The sequence below is a fragment of the Blautia hominis genome (genome assembly GCA_002270465.1).
Lineage (GTDB): Bacteria > Bacillota > Clostridia > Lachnospirales > Lachnospiraceae > Blautia > Blautia hominis.
Map to the genome: position 1 here is coordinate 223298 of NQOF01000002.1, position 19842 is coordinate 243139.

The 19842-nt window shown below is 47.2% G+C and carries 13 protein-coding genes and 1 riboswitch; of the genes, 10 read left to right on the forward strand and 3 right to left on the reverse strand.

The window, feature by feature from the left end:
• Positions 1-59 precede the first annotated feature (59 nt).
• The 9 genes from CI595_RS07055 (at position 60) to CI595_RS07095 (ending at position 13240) form a co-directional block, all read left to right on the forward strand.
• A complete protein-coding gene (locus CI595_RS07055) occupies positions 60-1475 on the forward strand; it encodes an NTP transferase domain-containing protein (RefSeq protein ID WP_095172584.1) in 1416 nt (471 codons plus the stop codon).
• Positions 1472-1786: a hypothetical protein gene (locus tag CI595_RS07060; RefSeq protein ID WP_095172585.1), complete on the forward strand. Its 315-nt coding sequence runs from the start codon at positions 1472-1474 to the stop codon at positions 1784-1786. The genes CI595_RS07055 and CI595_RS07060 overlap by 4 nt, the downstream gene beginning before the upstream one ends.
• Entirely contained in the window at positions 1783-2913 is a 1131-nt protein-coding gene (gene mobB / locus CI595_RS07065; RefSeq protein WP_095172586.1) for a molybdopterin-guanine dinucleotide biosynthesis protein B, read from the forward strand. The genes CI595_RS07060 and mobB overlap by 4 nt, the downstream gene beginning before the upstream one ends.
• Positions 2914-2982: 69 nt before the next feature.
• Positions 2983-3060, forward strand: a riboswitch (cyclic di-GMP riboswitch).
• Between the two features lie 106 nt (positions 3061-3166).
• Positions 3167-8704 carry a fibronectin type III domain-containing protein gene (locus tag CI595_RS07070; protein WP_243135141.1) on the forward strand — a complete coding sequence of 1846 codons (5538 nt, stop codon included), beginning with the start codon at positions 3167-3169 and terminating at the stop codon, positions 8702-8704.
• Complete coding sequence (locus tag CI595_RS26400; RefSeq protein ID WP_187144005.1) at positions 8704-10233, forward strand: hypothetical protein; 1530 nt, start codon at positions 8704-8706, stop codon at positions 10231-10233. The genes CI595_RS07070 and CI595_RS26400 overlap by 1 nt, the downstream gene beginning before the upstream one ends.
• A 243-nt stretch (positions 10234-10476) precedes the next feature.
• Entirely contained in the window at positions 10477-10851 is a 375-nt protein-coding gene (locus tag CI595_RS07080; protein ID WP_095172588.1) for a GntR family transcriptional regulator, read from the forward strand.
• Between the two features lie 2 nt (positions 10852-10853).
• The gene (locus CI595_RS07085; protein WP_095172589.1) at positions 10854-11717 is read left to right on the forward strand and encodes an ABC transporter ATP-binding protein; all 864 of its coding nucleotides are present in this window, start codon (positions 10854-10856) and stop codon (positions 11715-11717) included.
• Positions 11714-12367 carry an ABC-2 transporter permease gene (locus tag CI595_RS07090; RefSeq protein WP_095172590.1) on the forward strand — a complete coding sequence of 218 codons (654 nt, stop codon included), beginning with the start codon at positions 11714-11716 and terminating at the stop codon, positions 12365-12367. The genes CI595_RS07085 and CI595_RS07090 overlap by 4 nt, the downstream gene beginning before the upstream one ends.
• A 135-nt stretch (positions 12368-12502) precedes the next feature.
• Positions 12503-13240, forward strand: coding sequence for an SIR2 family NAD-dependent protein deacylase (locus CI595_RS07095; protein WP_095172591.1), 738 nt, complete (start codon positions 12503-12505; stop codon positions 13238-13240).
• A gap of 970 nt (positions 13241-14210) precedes the next feature.
• On the opposite strand, the gene CI595_RS07100 is transcribed toward CI595_RS07095, so the two are convergent.
• From CI595_RS07100 to CI595_RS07110, 3 genes are all read right to left on the reverse strand, one after another.
• Positions 14211-14402, reverse strand: a complete 192-nt coding sequence (locus CI595_RS07100) for a hypothetical protein (RefSeq protein WP_095172592.1) — start codon at positions 14400-14402, stop codon at positions 14211-14213.
• Between the two features lie 717 nt (positions 14403-15119).
• The gene (locus CI595_RS07105) at positions 15120-16130 is read right to left on the reverse strand and encodes a GGGtGRT protein (protein WP_095172593.1); all 1011 of its coding nucleotides are present in this window, start codon (positions 16128-16130) and stop codon (positions 15120-15122) included.
• Between the two features lie 47 nt (positions 16131-16177).
• Positions 16178-16870 (reverse strand): iron-sulfur cluster assembly scaffold protein, encoded by a 693-nt coding sequence (locus tag CI595_RS07110; protein WP_065541313.1) that lies wholly within the window; start codon positions 16868-16870, stop codon positions 16178-16180.
• Between the two features lie 254 nt (positions 16871-17124).
• Between CI595_RS07110 and CI595_RS07115 the strand changes: the two genes are divergently transcribed.
• Positions 17125-19830, forward strand: coding sequence for an efflux RND transporter periplasmic adaptor subunit (locus tag CI595_RS07115; protein ID WP_162291823.1), 2706 nt, complete (start codon positions 17125-17127; stop codon positions 19828-19830).
• Positions 19831-19842: the final 12 nt, after the last annotated feature.

Consider the following 19842-nt stretch of genomic DNA (forward strand, 5'->3'; position numbering starts at 1 on the left):
AAGGGCCATTGCAGCAACAGTTTTGGTGTCAGCTTAGGATATGAACGAGGTTTAGGTGTATGATAAAGACAGCAGCGGGGATTCTGGTTGGAGGAAAGAGCAGCAGAATGGGAAGAAATAAGGCGTCCCTTACATGGAATGGGAACACATTTCTGCACACTCTTATAGAGGCCTGCCGGGATTTCCCAGAAATCTATGTTTCGGTGGATGATAGGAGTAAATATCAGGATTTATCCTGCACGGTTGTGGAGGATGAGGAGAGGGGATACGGTCCCTTAGAGGGGATCTACCAGATATTAAAGCAGATGGATGCACCGTATGCTGTGATGCTCGCCACTGATATGCCCATGATAAGCCCGGAATTTCTTCAGGCGCTGGTGTCACGTCTTACCGGTGAGGAAGACTGCCTGGTGCTCAGAAAAGAAGGAAGACCTCAGCCTCTGTGCAGTGTGTACGCAAAGCGGATTCTTCCCACAGTGGAAAAAATGCGCAGAGACCGGGAACACAAGCCCGGACTTTTGTTCCAGCGGGTGAACACCCGGTATGTGGATCTGGAAGAATTGGGATTTGGAGAGGCAGTCATTGCCAATGTGAACACACCCGAAGAATATGAACAGCTCTGTTTTTGCTATGGCAGAAGACTTCAGGAATTTGCCCCTTTTGTCAGGGAAAAGTTGAGCCATGGAAAGGTACTGGTATGTTATCTGGACGGAGTGGGGTACCGGATGTATAAAAGTGCAGCGGACAAAGGCAGTGTGCCCTTTATGAGCCGCAGCTTTTCCGTGATCCCGGTGAGGACCGTGGAGCCGCCGGTGACAAATCCTGCCATGGCAACCATGATAACAGGGGAGCTGCCTGTTGTGCACGGCGTATATTCCAGAAAAGACAGGGAACTGCGGGTTCCCACTTTGTTTGCAAATAGGAGCAGGGAGGATACTGCCTTTTTGGAGGGAGATACCAGAATTTTAAAGACAGAACTGCCGCCAAGACTTCATGCGGCAGCAAAAGGAAAAGGATGCGATCATTGGATTTACCAGGCTGCATGCAGAGCAGCCAAAGATGGAAAAGAGTTTATTTTTGCCCATTTCCATGAGATTGATGACGCGGCCCATGGGTTTGGCCCGTACAGTTCTGCGTGTATGGAAAAACTGCAAGAGGCGGACAGATATATAGAGGAACTTTCTAAGATTTTTTCCGGAGAGATCCTGCTGATCAGCGACCATGGAATGCATGAGACCCGGGACGGAGGCAATCACGGGGAGACCGTCTGCCCAAGTGACGAAGAAGACAAGCATGAGAGATCTTCCTGTCTGTGTGCCGCGGAAGATAAGCATGAGAGATCTTCCGGTCTGTATGCCGCGGAAGATAAGCATGAGGGATCTTCCTGTCTGTATGCCGCGGAAGATAGGCATGAGAGATCTTCCTGTCTGTATGCCATGGAGGACATGCTTGCAATCTGGGGTGAGCGGATATGAAAGTAAACAGTGAATTGTTTGAGGGCATTTTTCCTGTGAGGCTGGAGGGGAAGAATGCAGATGGAGAGGAATATTCATACCGGGCTTTTTCGGTGAGAGAGGTGCTGGGCAGTTTATCTGCAGATACGCTTGTGGAATTCATAAGCCGGGACGGCGGGGGTGCTGCCGTATCCGGTGAGGAGATCCTTACAGGGCAGGTGTACTTGGCTGAGGATGGGGATGCGTACCGTCTGATCCTCCCAAAAGACAGGCACCGAAGACGCTGGTGTAAACATATAATTGAAATAATGCAAGAGGAGGGTGACAGTTGAAAATCTGTACAATTGTTGGTGTGAGAAAATCCGGTAAGACCACAACCGTCACCGGACTTATAAAAGAACTGAAAAAGAGGGGGTACCGGGTGGGAACCGTAAAAAGTGTGTTCTGCCCCGAATTTTCCCTGGACACATCTGACAGCAATACATGGAGACACAGGGAGGCGGGCGCTGACCTTGTCTGCGTGAAAGGGAAAAAGGAGACGGACATTCTCCTTCCGGCGGACAGCAGCGGGGATTTCTATGAAAAACTGCCTGTGGATTTTCTACTGCTGGAGGGCGAGTATGAACTCTGCGTGCCCAGGATTATCTGCGCGCACAAGGATGCGGAGGTTCAGGAGCGTCTGACAGAGGAAACGATTGCCGTGGCAGGCAGGCTGGCAGGAGAAACGAAGACATACGGCGGGCTCAGGGTCTATCACTCTGTGGAGGAAATCCATGAGCTGGCAGATTTACTGGAAACACTTCCGGAAGCAGGATTTCCACTGAGAAAGCGTCCCATGTTCCAAAAGGCTGCAGCTTTTTGTCAGTGCGGCTGTCACAAGGCTGAGAAAAAGCTGGCCCATAAGAAAAAACTCACGGCCCATCCGGCCGGGACGGACAGAAAGCATATTTTCCTGACAGGGGAAAAAGGAGTCGGCAAGAGCACACTTTTGAACCGCATAGTGGAAAAGCTGGGAATTGTGCCTGTGGGCTACCAAACACTGCCTTATGAAATCGGCGGTGTCCAGAAGGGATTTTACCTGCACAGTCTTATGCCTATGGGGGAATATGAAAATGACAGCCCAATTCTCATCCGAACCGGTAAGGGAATGAAGACAGCCATCCCGGAAACCTTTGAGACACTGGGCACTGCGGTGATGCGAAAGGTGAAGGACATGCCGGAGAAAACAGCCCTGATAGATGAACTGGGGAAAGCGGAGGCGGAGGCGCCTGGGTTCCAGGAAGCATTGTTTTCCTGTCTGGATACCCAGAGTCTTGTCCTGGGAGTCCTGCAGAAAAAGACAGGCGCTTTTACGCAGGCAGTTGCAGAGAGACCGGATGTGGAGGTTTATGAAGTCACAGAAAGGAACAGAGAACTGCTGTTGGATGAAATCTGTAAAAAAGTCAAGGGATTTCTTTAAAAATACTTGACTAAAATTGTTAGATTAGGTATTCTTATACCAGTGATACTGATGATAAAGTATTATAAAAAAATAAAGGGGCAAAACTGTCGTAAGGCAGTGACGCAAAGCCACGGGTCCCAAGGGAGGGACAGCCGGGCTGCAGACGTGGATGGACAGGTGTATTCTGTCCGTCTGTTGTCTTTATGAAAAAACGATATCCCTGGATATCGTTTTTTTGGCCCTGAAAAGGGAAGGAGAATAGAAATTGAAAATGAAAAAGTTATGTGCCTGGCTGCTTGTATCCGGTATGCTTCTGCAGACACCCGGAACCACCGTATTTGCCGCCGGGCCGGGGCAGAGCGGGAGATTTTTAAATGCTGCCGGACAGACCCGGAGGGAAGAGGCAGGCATCAGCCTGCTGACAGAAAAGCAGGAAAAACAGGCGGAGGTACCGAGGAAAGGTGAGGCGCCGGGAGACCGGGCAGGAACGCCAACGGCAGGTGAGACGTCGGGAGACCAGGCAGCAGCGCCAACGGCAGGGGAGATGCCGGGAGACCAGGCAGGAGTGCCAGCGGCAGGTGAGACGCCGGGAGACCAGGCAGGAGCGCCGACTACAGGTGAGACGTCGGGAGACCAGGCAGGAGCGCCGACTATAGGTGAGACGCCGGGAGACCAGGCAGGAGCGCCGACTACAGGTGAGACATCAGGAGACCGGACGGAAGCGCCGACGGCAGGTGAGACGTCAGGAGGCCAGACAGAAGCTCCGAAGAAAGAAGAGACACCGGGCAGCCGGGAGGAGTCAGGGAAACAGGCCGGTGCGCAGGAGGGGGAAACAGTACCCGGATCGGAAGCAGGGAATAGGACGCTGCAAGGCCAGCTCCATCTGAGCCTGATCTACACGCTTCCATACAGTGACCCGGAGAGCTTGAACGGCGGATTGCAGGCGGTCCTTACAAACGGAGACCAGCAGTTTCGCGCGGCTTTTTCCATGCAGGAGGGGGAGCGCGTTTCTAAAAAGGCGGAGGCTTCTTTTGTGGATCTGGAACCCGGAGAATATCATCTTCGCATAAGCGGGGGCAGTTTTGCCGCATATGATCAGGACGTGGAAATACAGGCCATGGATCAAAAGATGCAGTTTCTGGATGTCTATACCGGAATGGATTTATCTGATATGGAAAAACATCCCGGTGTGATAGGATACGGGGATGTGGATCAAGACGGCGTTATAGATGAAAACGATAAGACCCGGCTGATCCAAGCCATACATGAGGAAAATACAGATTCCGTATATGACTTAAATCAAGACCGGCAAGTGGATTTAGTGGATCTGCAATGGTTCTCTTACAGCTATGGCTATGAGAAAACAGAAGCCTATGTGACAAGGAGCTATCTTCCGGATGAGATAACAGCCAACGTAGGTGCCTCCACCCAGGTGGCAGAGGGAAGTGTAGAGAGCATTTTGAGCAATGACGGAAGTGTTTCCCTAAAGCCTGCAAACGATGAGGAGATTTCAGCGGAAAATCCTGTGGAACTGCAGCTTGATCTGGAAAAGCGTTCCGACATACTGGCAGGCGCTCTGGTGCTGACCCCGCCAAGGGATTCCGCCAATATCATCCAGGCAGGGACCGTGACGGTAGAGTATACAGATGAGAACGGAGAGACGCAGACCATAGAGGCCTCCATAAGCGGCGCAGCTATGTTTGCCCTCACAGCGGCACAGGCAGTCATGGAGCCGGACGGCACCATTATTGTAAATCTGGGAAAACAGGTTGCCATCAAGAAGGTAGTCATCAAGGTGACTGATACCGGAGGAAGTAAACTGGCGGATATCTCCAAGGTTGAATTCCTCAACGGAATGGAGGACAGGATTCCTGCTCCGGTCATGAACATTCCTGACCAGGTAAAAGCTGAGCCGGGGGATAAGAAATTTACTGTGACCTGGAACGCACAGACCAATGTGGCGGGATATGAAGTTATGGTAAAAAAAGACGGGAAAAGCAAGGTCTACCCCACTGCAGAGAGTAGTATCCTTATCACAAGCTTTGGCACGGAAAAAATGAAAAACAATGAGGAATATACAGTCCAGGTCCGCTCCGTGAACGGGGACTGGAGCAGTGCGTATTCTGAAGCAGTGACGGTGATCCCGAAACCTTCAAAAGCTCCTGACGCGCCGGAAAATGTGAATATTGCCGGAGGCTACAGAAAGCTGGATATCACCTGGAAGCAGATGGAGGATACAGATTCCTACACACTCTATTACAGGGAAAAAGGAACAGAAGCGTTTGAAAAGAAAGAGGAGATCAAGCAGAATAAATATCAGCTTACCGATTTAAAAGACGGCACCACATATGAGATCTGTCTTACGGGAACAAATGAAATGGGAACCAGCGGCAAGTCAAAGATATATGCAGGTGAGACAACGGATATTAATCCTGCGGTTACCTCCAATTACAAACTGATCAATACGCCTTTGGAGGGAGGGGGACTCACCGCGCATATTACATCCATTGATTACCCTTCCGCAAAGCCTGAGACAGATGCGGCGGTTGCAGATAATGATTACACCACTTCCTGGAGCCTGGACTCCTGGGATGCAGGCGGTTTCAATGCAGGAAAGCCATCCCCCATCATTACCTTTGACCAGAGCTATGAGATGGACAGGCTGGTGGTAGTCCCGGATGAAAAACAGCAGTATGCCTATGGGTATGCGAAGACAAGATATTGGGATGAAAACGGTACTGAGAAAATGATCGACGGCCATTTCACCCAGAAAAAGAGCGTGAACGGTAAAGTATATTATGAATTTAATTATTCCCAGCCATTTAAGGCAAAACGAATCCAGATAAACTTTGCCATGGCATGGGCGCCCTCAGACGGAAGGGTTTCCATAGCGGAGATGAAGTTCTACTATTATGACAGTCTGGAAAAAGATGTGGACGGGTTGTTTGCGGATGCCATGCACGTGGAACTGCGGGAGGATGTAACAGCCGCTGTCATTGAGGAATTGGAAAAAAGAGCGGACACGCCGGATGAAGTGACAGGTGATCATCATCCGAAACGAGAGCTTCTGCTTTCCGACCTGGCCTATGCAAAAGAACTTCTCAACGACAAAAATGCAGGAAGGGTTATGAAGGTAGATACCTCCGTGACCAAGAAAAAAGACGGCGCTCTGGGATTTTCCGGCGGCCTGAATGCATGGCAGCCTCTCGGCATCAGCGCCCATGCAGGGGAAGAACTGGCAGTGTATGTGGGAAGAGATGACGCGGATCTGGGTGCCAATACAAACCTGAATCTGATTGCCACACAGTACCATGCGGAGTCAGGAAACTGGAGCAAGGTGGTTGTGCAGAATCTGAAGAACGGCAAAAATGAAGTGACGATCCCTCAGATAGGAAGCTTAAACACAGAACACGGCGGCAGTCTCTATGTGGAATTCACGGGAAATAATGACGCACTGAATATGAGCGTGCGTGTAAGCGGAGGACAGGAGATACCCAAGCTTGACCTGTCAGGCGCAGCAGATGAGACGGAGGCCAAGGATGCTGTAAGGGCTTATGTGGAAAAACTCAATACATATGTTCCGAAGATCGCAGAGCAGCACAAGAAACTGCACGAAGGCAAGAAAGAGAGCGGCTGTGACTACAGCTATGACAAACAGAACTGTATTCTGGGGGCAACGGACATTGTGCTGGACCAGATGATGTATTCTGTTTCAGCGGAACAGATCCTGAACGGTATTAACAGCAGACTGAAAAGCCAGGGAAAAGACATCACTCCGGATGATCAGACAGAAGTATTATACGAATCCTGCCAGGCTATGGAACAGATGGTGACACTGTTTTATCAGCATAAGGGTCTGGGAGATTATCATGGTGACAAGACACTGACTGCACAGTATGGCAGCAAAAACAGCCTGCCGTCCAGCCGTCTGAACATACGGTATATGAGAATGTTTTCCGGTGCCTTTATGTATGCCGGCGGACTCCATATCGGGATCGAGTGGGGCAGTATTGCCGGGCTTGCGCGCAGCGTGCCGGTGCAGAGTGACAACGGCAGATATGTGAGCGGACAGTTGTTTGGATGGGGAATTGCCCATGAGATAGGCCATATCATCAATCAGCCTTCTTATGCCATTGCCGAGATAACCAATAACTATTATTCTATTCTGGCGCAGGCAAAGGAAACAAATGATTCTGTGCGGTATAAATATGAGGATGTATATAAAAAGGTCACCTCAGGTACAAAAGGCCGCGCGGAAAATGTATTCACAAGCCTTGCCATGTACTGGCAGCTCCATCTGGCATATGATGACGGATATAATTATAAGACCTATGAAAATTATGAGGAACAGTTTAACAGCCTTTTCTTTGCAAGAGTGGATGCTTATGCAAGGAATACAGCGATCGCGCCGGCTCCGAACGGAATCGCGCTGACAATCCCGAAAGATACAGACAATACCCTGATGCGTCTTTCCTGTGCAGCTGCCGAAAAAAATTTACTGGAGTTCTTTGAACAGTGGGGCATGACACCGGATGAGGATACGATCGCTTACGCATCACAGTTTGAAGCAGAGACAAGAAGGATCAGCTATATTACAGATGAAGCGAGAGCGTACCGCATTGAGGGCGGAGAAAGTACAGCAGCTGGGACAGCGGTGAGTGCCGCCCTGGCATATGTGCCGAATTCCAATCAGGTAACCATCACCCTTTCCAATGATGCGGCTGACCAAAATTCCATGCTGGGATATGAGATATACAGAAACGGTCAGGTGATTGGATTTGCGGAGGCAAATGACGGTACTGTGACATATACAGACACCATCGCATCTATGAACAACAGGGTATTTACTTATGAAGTGGTGGGGTATGATAAACTGCTGCAGCAGACAGAGAAGGTTACGGCAGATACTGTGAAAATTTCCAATGACGGTAGTGTGGCAAAGGATGGATGGAAGATCACCACAAATATGACATCCTCCAGTGACCTGCATGAGGAAGGAAATGAAGATAACCCTGAGGGAAGCACTGTTTCGGGGATCAGCAGCATTTGCAACAATGACTACACAGATATGTATACCGGAGAGGCAAAATCTCCGGAACTTGTCATCAGCTTTGGCAGAACCCTTCAAGCTGCTGCATTCAAGATCACAGCCGCTGACACGAAAAACGCCATCAAAAATTTTGATGCCTATATCAGCCAGGACGGAAAACAGTGGACTCCTGTAAAAACAGGAAGCCTGGCCTACTCGGAAAATACGGCTGTCTCCTATTTTAACAAAGAAGGGGATTCCTGGATGTATACCTATGACGCGGCGTATTTGAAGCTGAAGATCAAGGGACAGAGCACAGTATCTTTGTCCGAGATAGATATTTTAGGACCTACGGGAGATAATGTGGAGCTGCTTGAAAATGGCATCGGCATTCTGGATGAAGATTACAGCTATGATGAAAACGGAGGCTTGATACCTGCAGGTTCCCTGATCTTTACAGGGGAATATAAAGGAAATCCTTCCTACAATGTAGTGAAACTGTATGACCAGGACGGAAATATAATGGATGGTTCCCAGTTGATCTTCGCGGAGGTTCCGGCTGAAGGAGAATTAGGAGAAGTTTCATCCGGTACATGGATTTACTATATGGAGCCGAATCAGATTCCAGCCGGCGTGACCAGTGTCAGGGCGGAATTATATCGGGTGGATGATGCCCATACAAATGAAGGGGAGCGTCTCGTCAGTGACACGCTTCCAATGGATGTACCGAATCCGCTGCCGCCGATCCATTTGACAGACAACCATGAGGAGGGGAACTGATGAAAAGAATTAAGAGTTTATGCATTGCTTTGGTTTTGGCATTGTTGGTGACTTATGTTCCCGTATCTGCCGCAGTGCAGGATGATACCATGATCAAAATGCAGCAGAAGGATACGAGCCAGGTAGAACTGGCTCTCTATCCCAATGGGGATATGATAAAGAACCACTCAACAACCTTTCGGATCCAAATGCGGATAACAGAGGCGGAAAGCGGAAGTATCGGTGAGATTCATTTTGCTTTCTCGGAAGAGATACAGAACAGATGCAAGATCCGGGAGTATTTTTATGAAAACGGTATCCTGGATATCTATTTTTCATCCGCAGGGACTGTCTTTGAACAGGCTCAGGATGTGGTGATCGGTACGATCTCAGGCACACCCAGCGGGGAAATGTTCCGGGCATCCATTGCTCCGGAAAGCATTATGTTTGTTGACCAGAGCCATCAAATGAAACAGGTGGATGAAGGGGTGCTGCAGGGAATATCTTACCAGTGGACCGTAGGGGAGAAAGTGCCGGACCCGGATAATCCAAATCCGGACAACCCGAACCCGGATAATCCAAATCCGGATAATCCAAATCCGGATAATCCAAATCCGGATAATCCAAATCCGGATAATCCGAACCCGGATAATCCAAATCCGGATAATCCAAATCCGGATAACCCGAACCCGGATAATCCAAATCCGGATAACCCGAACCCGGATAATCCAAATCCGGATAATCCGAACCCGGATAATCCAAACCCGGATAATCCAAACCCAGACAAGCCAAATCCGGACGAGAACCCAGAGTATCCGGATGGGGTATGTACAGCCTCCACTTACGAAGAACTGGAAAAGGGGTTGGCAGATTCTGGTGTGACGAGTCTGATCTACAAAAGCAAAGATGGAAATGGTTTGACAAAAGAACAGCAGAAGACATTATTTAAGAGCCTGAAAGGCACAGAAAGAACACTGACCATCATTGCGGAGGAAAAAGGACAGCTTTTGTATTCCTGGAAATTCACCGGAACAGGGATAACAAACATAGATACTTTCATAGATTTTGGATTTGCCAAGAGCAAAGAGAACAAGGATGCGGGCAGCTTGATGGCAAAGGGTGCAGAGAATTTGTATCTGGAATTTGCCCATGAAGGAGAACTTCCGGGATTGGCGGAAATTGAACTATATGCAGGGGACAGCTTTCAAGACGGGCAGAACCTTTACCTGTATTATTACAATACCAAAAAGAACGGGGTGGAACCAATCCAGAAAAGTATCAAGGTTGTGGACGGATATGTGACCATTCAGATTGAACACTGTTCCACCTATATCCTTACCACAAAGCTGGTACGCAAAGATGAACAGTTTCCTGCTGTAACGGTGAATAAAACAGACAGTACAAAAAAGACACCGGTTAAACCCACAACAAAAACAACAGCTAAGACGGCAAAAACAGGAGATAACACACCAGTAGAAGGACTGCTCCTGCTGGCAGGAATTTCTGCCGCCGCCATGATCCTGATTGGGAAAAGCAGAAAGAAAATTTAACAGAAAACAGCATTGGTGCTCATTGCCAATGCTGTTTTTTTGGGTATGACGGGCATGCTGTCAGTCTGTGGTGAAAGTCCACAAGGGGCGTAGTTGCCGACGAACCCCAAATAGTAAAGGCAAGCCCGAAAGCTCAACAATATTTCTATCTTTTATATTGACAAGTATGTATCTAATGTATATAATGAGCATATACAATAAATAATATATATACACGCGCGTACAGAAAGTTGAGAAGTGAAAATGAATATTCTAATCAGCAATACAAGCGGGAAACCTATCTATGAACAGATTACGGAGCAGATAAAACAAGCAATCATGAGAGGCCAGTTAAAACCCGGGGAGCCACTTCCTTCCATGCGTCTTCTGGCAAAAGAACTCCGCATCAGCGTCATCACCACAAAGAGAGCATATGAAGAATTGGAGAGAGATGGATTTATTTGTTCTCAGGTTGGCAAGGGCAGTTTTGTAGCAGATACAAACCATGAGCTTGTGAGAGAGGAGCAGCTAAAGGAAATAGAAGGTTTATTGGAAAAGGCTGTGGGAAAAAGCAAAATCAGCGGAGTAGAATTGGATGAATTGACAGAGATGCTTAAAATGCTCTACGAGGAGGAATAAAAATGGAAGCAGCGATCAAAATTGAGGGTCTGGTGAAAAGCTATGAAAAATTCTCATTGGACCACATTACTATGGAAGTTCCAAAAGGCAGTATCGTTGGATTAGTAGGGGCCAACGGGGCCGGAAAGACTACTTTAATCAAGTGTATTCTCGGTATTGTAAAAAAAGACGCCGGTGAGATCTATGTGGACGGTGAAAAACTGGAGGATAAAGACCCTAACTGGAAGAACCAGGTGGGCATGGTTCTGGCGGAATCCAATTTTCATGAGACCATGAACGCTTATCAGATAGGCAGGATCATGGAGAATATTTTTTGCCAATGGGACGCCGGACTCTATGAAAAGTACCTTGAAGAATTTAAACTGGAGCCTAAAAAGCTGATAAAAGATTACTCCAGGGGAATGAAAATGAAGCTGCAGATAGCAGTGGCGCTCTCCCACAAAGCGAAATTACTTATTTTTGATGAGGCGACCAGCGGACTTGATCCTCTGGTGCGTGATGATCTGCTGGATATTCTGCTGGAATATATTCAGGATGAGGAACACACCGTGCTTTTATCTTCACACATCATCAGTGATCTGGAAAAAGTCTCAGATTATATTGCATTTATCCAGAACGGAAAACTGCTTTTTGTAGAAAATAAGGACGATATTCTTTACAGATATGGTGTGGGGAAATGTTCAAAAGAAGATTACAGCACACTGGATAAGGAGGGGATCATGCGTCTGAGAAGAGGGGCTTTGGGTTACGAATTTCTGATTCGTGACAGGCAGGAATTTATGCGCAGTTACCCGGATCTGGTAGTGGATGCACCGGATATTGAAGAAGTTCTGTTGTTGTTGGAGAAAGGGGAGGTGGTATCATGAAGGGGCTGATGTTAAAGGATTTATATAGTATTAGGATCACCCAGAAGACATATATTATTATATTTTTTTTGTTTTTATGTGTGTTTGGGTATATTATGAAGAGTCCAAACTATGTAGGAACCATGTGTATTGTGGTTTTTCTAACATGTGTACTCAGCCTGTTTAATACAGATCAGTATTACAACTGGGACACCTATGCGGCAGCGCTTCCGTTGAGTAAAAAGATAGTTGTTCGGGCAAGGTATCTGCTTATCATTGTCATGACTTTGGCCCTTGCCTTGTTTACAGCCGTAATGACTGGCGCAACAGCAGCACTTTTGGGAATGCCTGTCGTAGAGCAGGTGATCAGCTCGGTTTCCACTTGTATGATAATTCCTATTTATTCAGGAATTATCATCCCGGTGATCTATAAGCTGGGAGTTGAAAGAGGAAGAATGATTTTCATGATGTTGTTTTTGATCCCATTTTTAGTGATCATGCTTTTCAAGGATTTAATTCAAGGGACTGTTGCGGAGTCGGAACTCATCTTTCTTTTACAGACACTGAACGGACAGCTGATCGCAGCGGGTGCTATATTTGTAGTAAGTATTCTGGTTTTAGCAGTATCTTACCTGATTTCTATTAAGATATACAGTAATAAGGAATTCTGATTCAGAAAAGGATTCGCTTTGCTCTGCATTGTCATACAGATGTGATAATTGTTTTCTTGACTTTAAAATTGTACAGTGATACATTATTCTTAGTTCCAATAATTGGATCATGAAGAGGACGGAGGAGTTGGGAAAATGTCACAGGAAGAGAAGCTGCTGCGGGCAAAAGCGATCATTGAAAACAGCAGGTATCTGGTGTGTCTGCTGGGAATGCGGGTGAGCAGCCAGTGCGGGTGCACCAACTGGCGATCAGACCAGGATGCATACGATATTGAAACCAGATATGGTTGTTCCCCGGAGGAAATGTTCAGCGCTGAATTCTATAATACGAGGGTAACGCAGTTTTATGACTTTTATAAAAGAGAGATATTGAGCAAGAGAGGAAGGATCAATGACGGCATGAAGTCCTTAAAGCGTCTGGAAGACAGAGGAATCCTGCAGTCCATCATCACCCGGGATATCTACTCTCTGCCGAAAAGGGCAGGATGTAAAAAGGTGTTGGAGATCCATGGGAGCATCTATCGGAATGTATGCCCAAAGTGCAGGACAAAATATCCCATGAAAGCGGTGGCTGAATCTGCGGGTACTCCCAAATGTACCAAGTGTGGCACGACGATCCGTCCGGAAGTCTGTCTGCGGGGAGAAATGGTAGATAATTCCCTTTTGACCCGTGCAGTTGACGAGGTGGGAATGGCAGACACACTGCTTATATTGGGAAGCAGGATGCATTCACAATTGGCGAAGACATACGTTAAGTATTTTGAAGGGGATAAGATCATACTGATCAATGACCAGGACCATTATGCTGACGATGCGGCAGATCTTGTGATTGACGGCAAAGCCATGGAGATTATGAGTAAATTAGAATTATAACAATAAAAGGCTTGCTTAGGCAGGCCTTTTTTGTGTGAAATTCTTTGTCATGTGTATTTTTCATGTTTACGAAGTAATATACCTGCAGTGTCATGCAGCTGGGCAGCAGTGCGGATATAGGAATAATCTCTATGCAGCACGACCTGAACGGCTACGGGCAGGGATACAAAGTAACTTCGTGTACTGCTGCTCCGCGATAATAAACAGGACAAATCATTTATCATATCATCACCCTGTTAGTATGTTGTACAACGAGTCCAATTTGTATGCGTGGGATTTATAAAAAGGAGGGCCGGGTCAGCAGGCCCGGCAAAAGAAAAAGAAAAGTTTATATGAAAAAGGTTATTACCTTTGTTGAATATTAATATACAGGGAAAATGTGTTGAAATTGTGGCGAAAAGATAAAATGATTCTAAAGGGTCTTTGAAAAAAATAGAAAAATCCCCGGAGAAAACAGTTCCTCGGGGATTTTCTGTGAATTATATTGAGGATAGGAAGAATCTATATTATGGAATATTGTTTTGATTGGATGTATAGCGTGAACGCTACGGAATATAAGAAGATATCTTTTGATCTCATGATGTTTTAATGATGAGGATGAGGGGGGACTGAATGAACGTGAAGTTTAGCCTATAAAGAAGGAGGGCCGGGTCATAAGGCCCGGCAGTATGAAAAAGAAAAGTTTATATGAAAAAGGTTGTTGTCCTTTGTTAAGTATTACTATACGCGGAAAATGTGATGAAACTGTGGTGAAAAAATAAAAGAATTGTGAATGGTTTTTGAAAGATTTATGAAAGCAGATGTGTCGTGCGGTTTCTGGTCAAGATATACTGTCAGGTTTCGTTGGACGCTTTTTCATTGCATTCCGTTAAAAACCGGTGATACGTGTACCGCTCCCCAAAGTTAGACAAAAAATCTAACAATTGGAGGTCGGTATTTTTATGGCTAAATATGACACGCATATGGCAATTTAATCTTCATCATCTTCTTCCTCAAGTAAGCCGCGTTTGTGAGCTATTTTAAGAATCCGCTCATACAATTCCCGGGATGGAACAAATTTGTCCAGCTCCGGATCTTTCTCCATATCTTTTATCATTTCCGCAGTTTCTTCCAGTACACGCCGGCTTATCCATTCTTCAAAAGCTTTGTCTTCACTATCCATTAAACTCACCCCTGCTATAATTGTAATCCTCTGTCAAGGGATATTCCACTGGTAAATATTGGAAATAAATCGTGTAAGTCTATGCTGCATGCAGAATACAAAGCTTAATTATGAAAATAATGAAATGTTTTGTGAATAAAAAACCCCGGCTTATAGGCTGGGGTAAGTGTAGGAACGCAGGTGTATAAATTTCTTAGAATTTACCTTCTTTTGCAGTTTCTTCAACAGAAACGGTGAGGAGCGGTTTTATAAGGGATTGAGAGGTGTTTGTGCGCTATGGGTGTACTACTGTGCACTACTGATAACTGCCCATTCTTACTCTTTATTTTGCAAATCGGCATGGACAATCCACCACTTAATAGCTATAATTAAATTGCTGTTGACTCTTTCCAGCAGGAAGGAGGTGTATCTTTGGAATACATAGTCGCTTTTCTTATCTCTATTGCGGCAGGTATAGTCTGCTACTATATTTGCAAATGGCTGGATAGAGATAAATGATCGACAGTCAGCCTAAGTTATTCCTCTTTAAAAGGAAAATAGAACCCCCAGAGAGCTGCAACTCTCTGGGGGTTCGTCTGTGTACCAGTGGAACACAATCGCTTTTCTTTGCTAATATTATATTACGTCAAGGAAATTAAAATGTCAATAGTATAATAAATTTATTCCAACCATCAAACATTCCCTCTATCTCAAAAAACTTATTCTATCAGCATTTTCTTAAAAATTTCCAGCTTTCGCAGCTTCCTCAACAGCCACAGCCACAGCAACGGTCATACCAACCATCGGGTTATTGCCTGCGCCGATCAAGCCCATCATCTCAACGTGAGCCGGAACGGAAGAGGAACCGGCGAACTGTGCGTCAGAGTGCATACGTCCCATAGTATCTGTCATACCGTAGGAAGCAGGACCTGCTGCCATGTTATCCGGGTGAAGGGTACGTCCTGTACCACCGCCGGAAGCAACGGAGAAGTATTTTTTACCCTGTTCGATACATTCTTTTTTGTAAGTACCTGCAACCGGATGCTGGAATCTTGTGGGGTTGGTGGAGTTTCCTGTGATGGAAACATCAACGCCTTCTTTGTGCATGATAGCAACACCTTCTGTTACATCGTTGGCACCGTAGCAGTTTACTTTGGCACGAAGTCCTTCAGAGTATGCTTTTCTGAACACTTCTTTCACTTCGCCTGTGTAATAATCCATCTCTGTTTCTACATATGTAAATCCATTGATACGGGCAATGATCTGAGCGGCATCTTTTCCAAGACCGTTTAAGATAACGCGCAGAGGCTCTTTACGGACTTTGTTTGCTTTCTCTGCAATACCGATAGCACCCTCAGCAGCAGCAAAGGACTCATGGCCTGCCAGGAATGCAAAACATTTTGTGTCTTCTTCCAGAAGCATTTTTCCTAAATTACCATGTCCAAGACCTACTTTACGCTGGTCAGCAACAGAACCCGGGATACAGAAGGACTGAAGTCCCTCACCGATTGCAGCAGCAGCGTCAGCAGCTTTTTTGCAGCCTTTTTTGATCGCAATGGCAGCACCAACGGTGTATGCCCATTTTGCGTTTTCAAAGCAGATTGGCTGAATACCTTCTACCATTTTATATACATCTAATCCTGCTGCCTTTGTCACCTCAGCAGCTTCTTCGATAGAGTTCATTCCGTACTCTTTTAAAACAGCAAGAATCTGTTTCTCTCTTCTTTCATATGATTCAAATAAAGCCATTAATTTATCCTCCTATTCTTTCTACGCCAGACTTATGTAAGAGACAATTACTCTTTTCTCGGGTCAACGATCTTCACTGCATCGTTTACGCGGCCATACTGTCCCTGAGCTTTTTCAAAAGCAGTGTTAGCGTCATCGCCGGCTTTGATGAAGTCCATCATTTTGCCGAAGCTTACGAATTTGTATCCGATGATTTCATCTTCTTCGTTTAAAGCGATTCCGGTAACATATCCGTCTGTCATTTCCAGATAACGAGGTCCTTTTGCGAGGGTTCCGTACATGGTACCAACCTGAGATCTCAGTCCTTTTCCTAAATCCTCCAGGCCTGCACCTACAGGAAGTCCGTCTTCTGAGAAAGCACTCTGTGTTCTTCCGTATACAATCTGCAGGAATAATTCTCTCATTGCAGTATTGATGGCATCACAGACAAGGTCTGTATTAAGAGCTTCCAAAATGGTTCTTCCCGGTAAAATTTCAGATGCCATAGCTGCAGAGTGGGTCATACCTGAACATCCGATCGTCTCCACCAGAGCTTCCTGAATCACACCTTCTTTAACATTTAAGGTTAATTTGCAGGTACCCTGCTGTGGTGCACACCAGCCTACACCGTGTGTTAAACCGGAGATATCCTTTATTTCTTTTGCTTTTACCCATTTTGCTTCTTCCGGAATGGGAGCAGCGCCGTGGTTAACGCCCTGAGCTACCGGACACATTGTTTCTACTTCATGTGAATAAATCATTTTAAAACTCCTTTCAAGAATGTATTGACATTAAGTGCGTTAGAAATTTAACGTCCTATTCAATGACATTTTCTCACAAAGTAACAAAAAAATCCAGAGTTATTTTTGAAAAAAGTAAAATTATAAGGGGTCTTATAGGGCAAAAGAGAAAAATATGGAGGGACACAGAAAATTCACATATGACAGGCAGGTCCTTTAAGGTTCATTTAAGGTTACTTTTTTATACTGGAACCCAAACAATACCGCAGAAAGGAATGAAAAAAACGAAAAAGCATATAAATATCAAAGGAAAATGGAAACAATTGCCGAAAAAGAAAAAAATAGCAGCAGGAGCCGTTACTGTGGTGGTGATCGCAGGTATATCCGGGTCAGTGATCGTACTGAACCAAAAGAAAGGCAGCCTGCCGGTTATGGGAAGCCAGATGATCCAGGAGGCGTCCGCGGAGAAGGGGAGCATTTCCAAAACCATTGTGGGGACCGGAAATCTGGAGGCAGATACGCCGGTCAATGTGACAGTGCCCTCCGGTGTTGTCATTGACCAGGTGAAAGTGGAGAGCGGCGACCATGTTTCGGCAGGGGATGTGCTTGCAACGGTGGACAGCGCCTCTGTACTCAGTGCCATGCAGGATGTTCAGGAGGAAATTGAGAATCTGGATGAGGAGATCAATGAGACCAAGGATGATGAGGAAGCTGAAGAGATCACGGCCAGTGTGGAAGGCAGAGTGAAACGGATTTATGTTTCAGAGGGAAGCAGTATCGCGGACAGTATGCTGGAAAACGGAGCTGTCATTCTGCTTTCTATTGACGGCAGGATGGCTGTAAAGCTGGAAGCAGTCAGTGCTGTGGCTGAGGGGGACAGTGTTGCGGTATTTCTCCCAGACGGAAGTGAGAAAACAGGAACGATAGAGAGTGTGGAGGGGAATACCTGTGTGATCACCTTTACTGACAGCGGTGTGGGCCTGGGAGAAACGGTATCTGTTACGGATTCCGAAGGAAATTCTCTTGGCAGCGGTGAGGCGTACATACATCAGCAGCTTGCCGTGACAGCTACAGGAGGCACGGTGGATGAAATTAAAGTATCGGAGGATGAATCCGTCAGTGCAGGCACTACTCTCCTTACCCTTACGGAAACCACCCAGTCTGCAAGATACAGGGAGGCTCTGGCCCAGAGAGAAGCCTACGCAGAGACCCTGCAGAAATTAATAGAGCTTTCAAAAAGCGGTTCTGTTATGGCTTTGATGGACGGCACCATTCAAAGTGTCAATGTCTCAGACAGCAGTTCCGGAAACAGTCAGAGCAGCAGCTCCTCCCAGGTGTCATCATCAGGCGGTTCCGCGGGAAAAGTGAGCAATATGGCATATGGGATGTCCGGTGCAGACAGCAGTTCCTATGATGTGGTCACCTTGGCTGACACAGAAGGGAGAATGGAGGACAGCAGCATTCTATTGGAGACGGATGCACTTTTGACTGCAGAAAACCAGGATGCAAAAATACAATTTGCAATAACCGGTGAAGGGGAGTGTACATCCGCTCTCCTGGTATTGAAAGTTCCAAAGAAAGGGGAGTCCCCCCAGACCGAGGTCCTGGCTGCGGACGGCAGCTATACAGGAACCGTGACTTATGAACCGGGGGACCGGACTTTTGCGGCGGATACCGTGTACCGGGCACAGGTGCAGCTGACTGCGGCTGAGGGCTGGTATTTCCAGGCGGACAGTATCTCCGGTATTGCAAACGGCGCAGTATCAGGTATCACAGTGTCATCCGGCAATAAGGAACTCTCCTTTACGGTCACCTATCCCGCCACAGAGAAAGACAGCAGCGGCAATACAGGCGGCAGCAATACAGACCCGGACGGTGGAGATACAGACAATAATACAGATGGAGATCATTCCTCAGGAAGCAGCGGAGGAACCGATGCGGGGAGTACAGGGACCGGCAGCAGTACAGGAAGCAGCGGAGGAGCCAATGCAGACGGTACAGGAGGTTCCGGCGGGGACGGCAGCGGAGGAGCCAATGGGGACGGCGCAGGAGGTTCCGGCGGGGACGGCAGCGGAGCCAACGTAGGCGGCGCAGGAAGTTCTGGCGGGGACGGCAGCGGAGGAGCCAATACAGCCGGTACAGGAACCAGCGGCAATACGGGAGGCAGTGGGACCACCGGAGTAGGCACAGGCTTATCAGGGCTTGAACAGACAGGAACAGGAAACTCCGCCACCGGCGGAAGCGGCTCCGGTTCGTCAGGCAATGTTGTCAGCGGAAGCGGCAGCACAGGAACCGGAAGCAGCAACACCGGCAGCAGTTCGGACACGGCCCAGGCATCCCAGTACAGTACAGATGTGGCGGCCTTTACCATGTCATCGGATGACAATATGGTGTTATCCGTCAATGTGGATGAACTGGACATCAACTCCGTATCCAACGGACAGACAGCCGCGCTGACCTTTGATGCCATTGAGGACAAGGAATTTGAAGGTGAAGTGACGAAAGTGGGCAGCAGCGCCAGTGCCAGCGGCGGTGTGGCAAAATACAGCGTGAACATTACTGTGGCCCGGGATTCCCGGATGAAGACAGGGATGAATGCGTCAGCTACTATCACGGTGGAGAGCAGGGAGGATATCATCACGATTCCGGTAGACGCCATCCAGGAGAAGGGAGACCGGACGTTTGTGTATACCGGCAAAGATGAGGACGGCAGCCTCAGCGGTGAGACAGAAGTGACAACAGGCCTCTCTGACGGCAGCACCGTGGAGATCACAGAAGGACTGGCAGAGGGGGATACGGTATATTACCGGAAAGTATCCGTTGACAATAAATCCGGCAGTCAGGACAGCAGTATGCCCGGTGATTTCGGCGGTATGGGCGGCGGAATGATGGAAGACAGGGGCAGCGGTTCCGGGGAAAGAGGCGGTATGCCTGATTTTGGCGGACAGGGTCAGATGCAGTCGCCCCCGTCCATGAATTAAGGCGGTGATCCT

Excerpts from the sequence above, each read along its gene's own strand:
- CI595_RS07055 (WP_095172584.1), top strand. The coding sequence starts at position 60 with ATGATAAAGACAGCAGCGGGGATTCTGGTTGGAGGAAAGAGCAGCAGA.
- CI595_RS07060 (WP_095172585.1), top strand. The coding sequence starts at position 1,472 with ATGAAAGTAAACAGTGAATTGTTTGAGGGCATTTTTCCTGTGAGGCTG.
- CI595_RS07070 (WP_243135141.1), top strand. The coding sequence starts at position 3,167 with ATGAAAAAGTTATGTGCCTGGCTGCTTGTATCCGGTATGCTTCTGCAG.
- CI595_RS26400 (WP_187144005.1), top strand. The coding sequence starts at position 8,704 with ATGAAAAGAATTAAGAGTTTATGCATTGCTTTGGTTTTGGCATTGTTG.
- CI595_RS07080 (WP_095172588.1), top strand. The coding sequence starts at position 10,477 with ATGAATATTCTAATCAGCAATACAAGCGGGAAACCTATCTATGAACAG.
- CI595_RS07085 (WP_095172589.1), top strand. The coding sequence starts at position 10,854 with ATGGAAGCAGCGATCAAAATTGAGGGTCTGGTGAAAAGCTATGAAAAA.
- CI595_RS07090 (WP_095172590.1), top strand. The coding sequence starts at position 11,714 with ATGAAGGGGCTGATGTTAAAGGATTTATATAGTATTAGGATCACCCAG.
- CI595_RS07095 (WP_095172591.1), top strand. The coding sequence starts at position 12,503 with ATGTCACAGGAAGAGAAGCTGCTGCGGGCAAAAGCGATCATTGAAAAC.
- CI595_RS07100 (WP_095172592.1), bottom strand. The coding sequence starts at position 14,402 with ATGGATAGTGAAGACAAAGCTTTTGAAGAATGGATAAGCCGGCGTGTA.
- CI595_RS07105 (WP_095172593.1), bottom strand. The coding sequence starts at position 16,130 with ATGGCTTTATTTGAATCATATGAAAGAAGAGAGAAACAGATTCTTGCT.
- CI595_RS07110 (WP_065541313.1), bottom strand. The coding sequence starts at position 16,870 with ATGATTTATTCACATGAAGTAGAAACAATGTGTCCGGTAGCTCAGGGC.
- CI595_RS07115 (WP_162291823.1), top strand. The coding sequence starts at position 17,125 with ATGAAAAAAACGAAAAAGCATATAAATATCAAAGGAAAATGGAAACAA.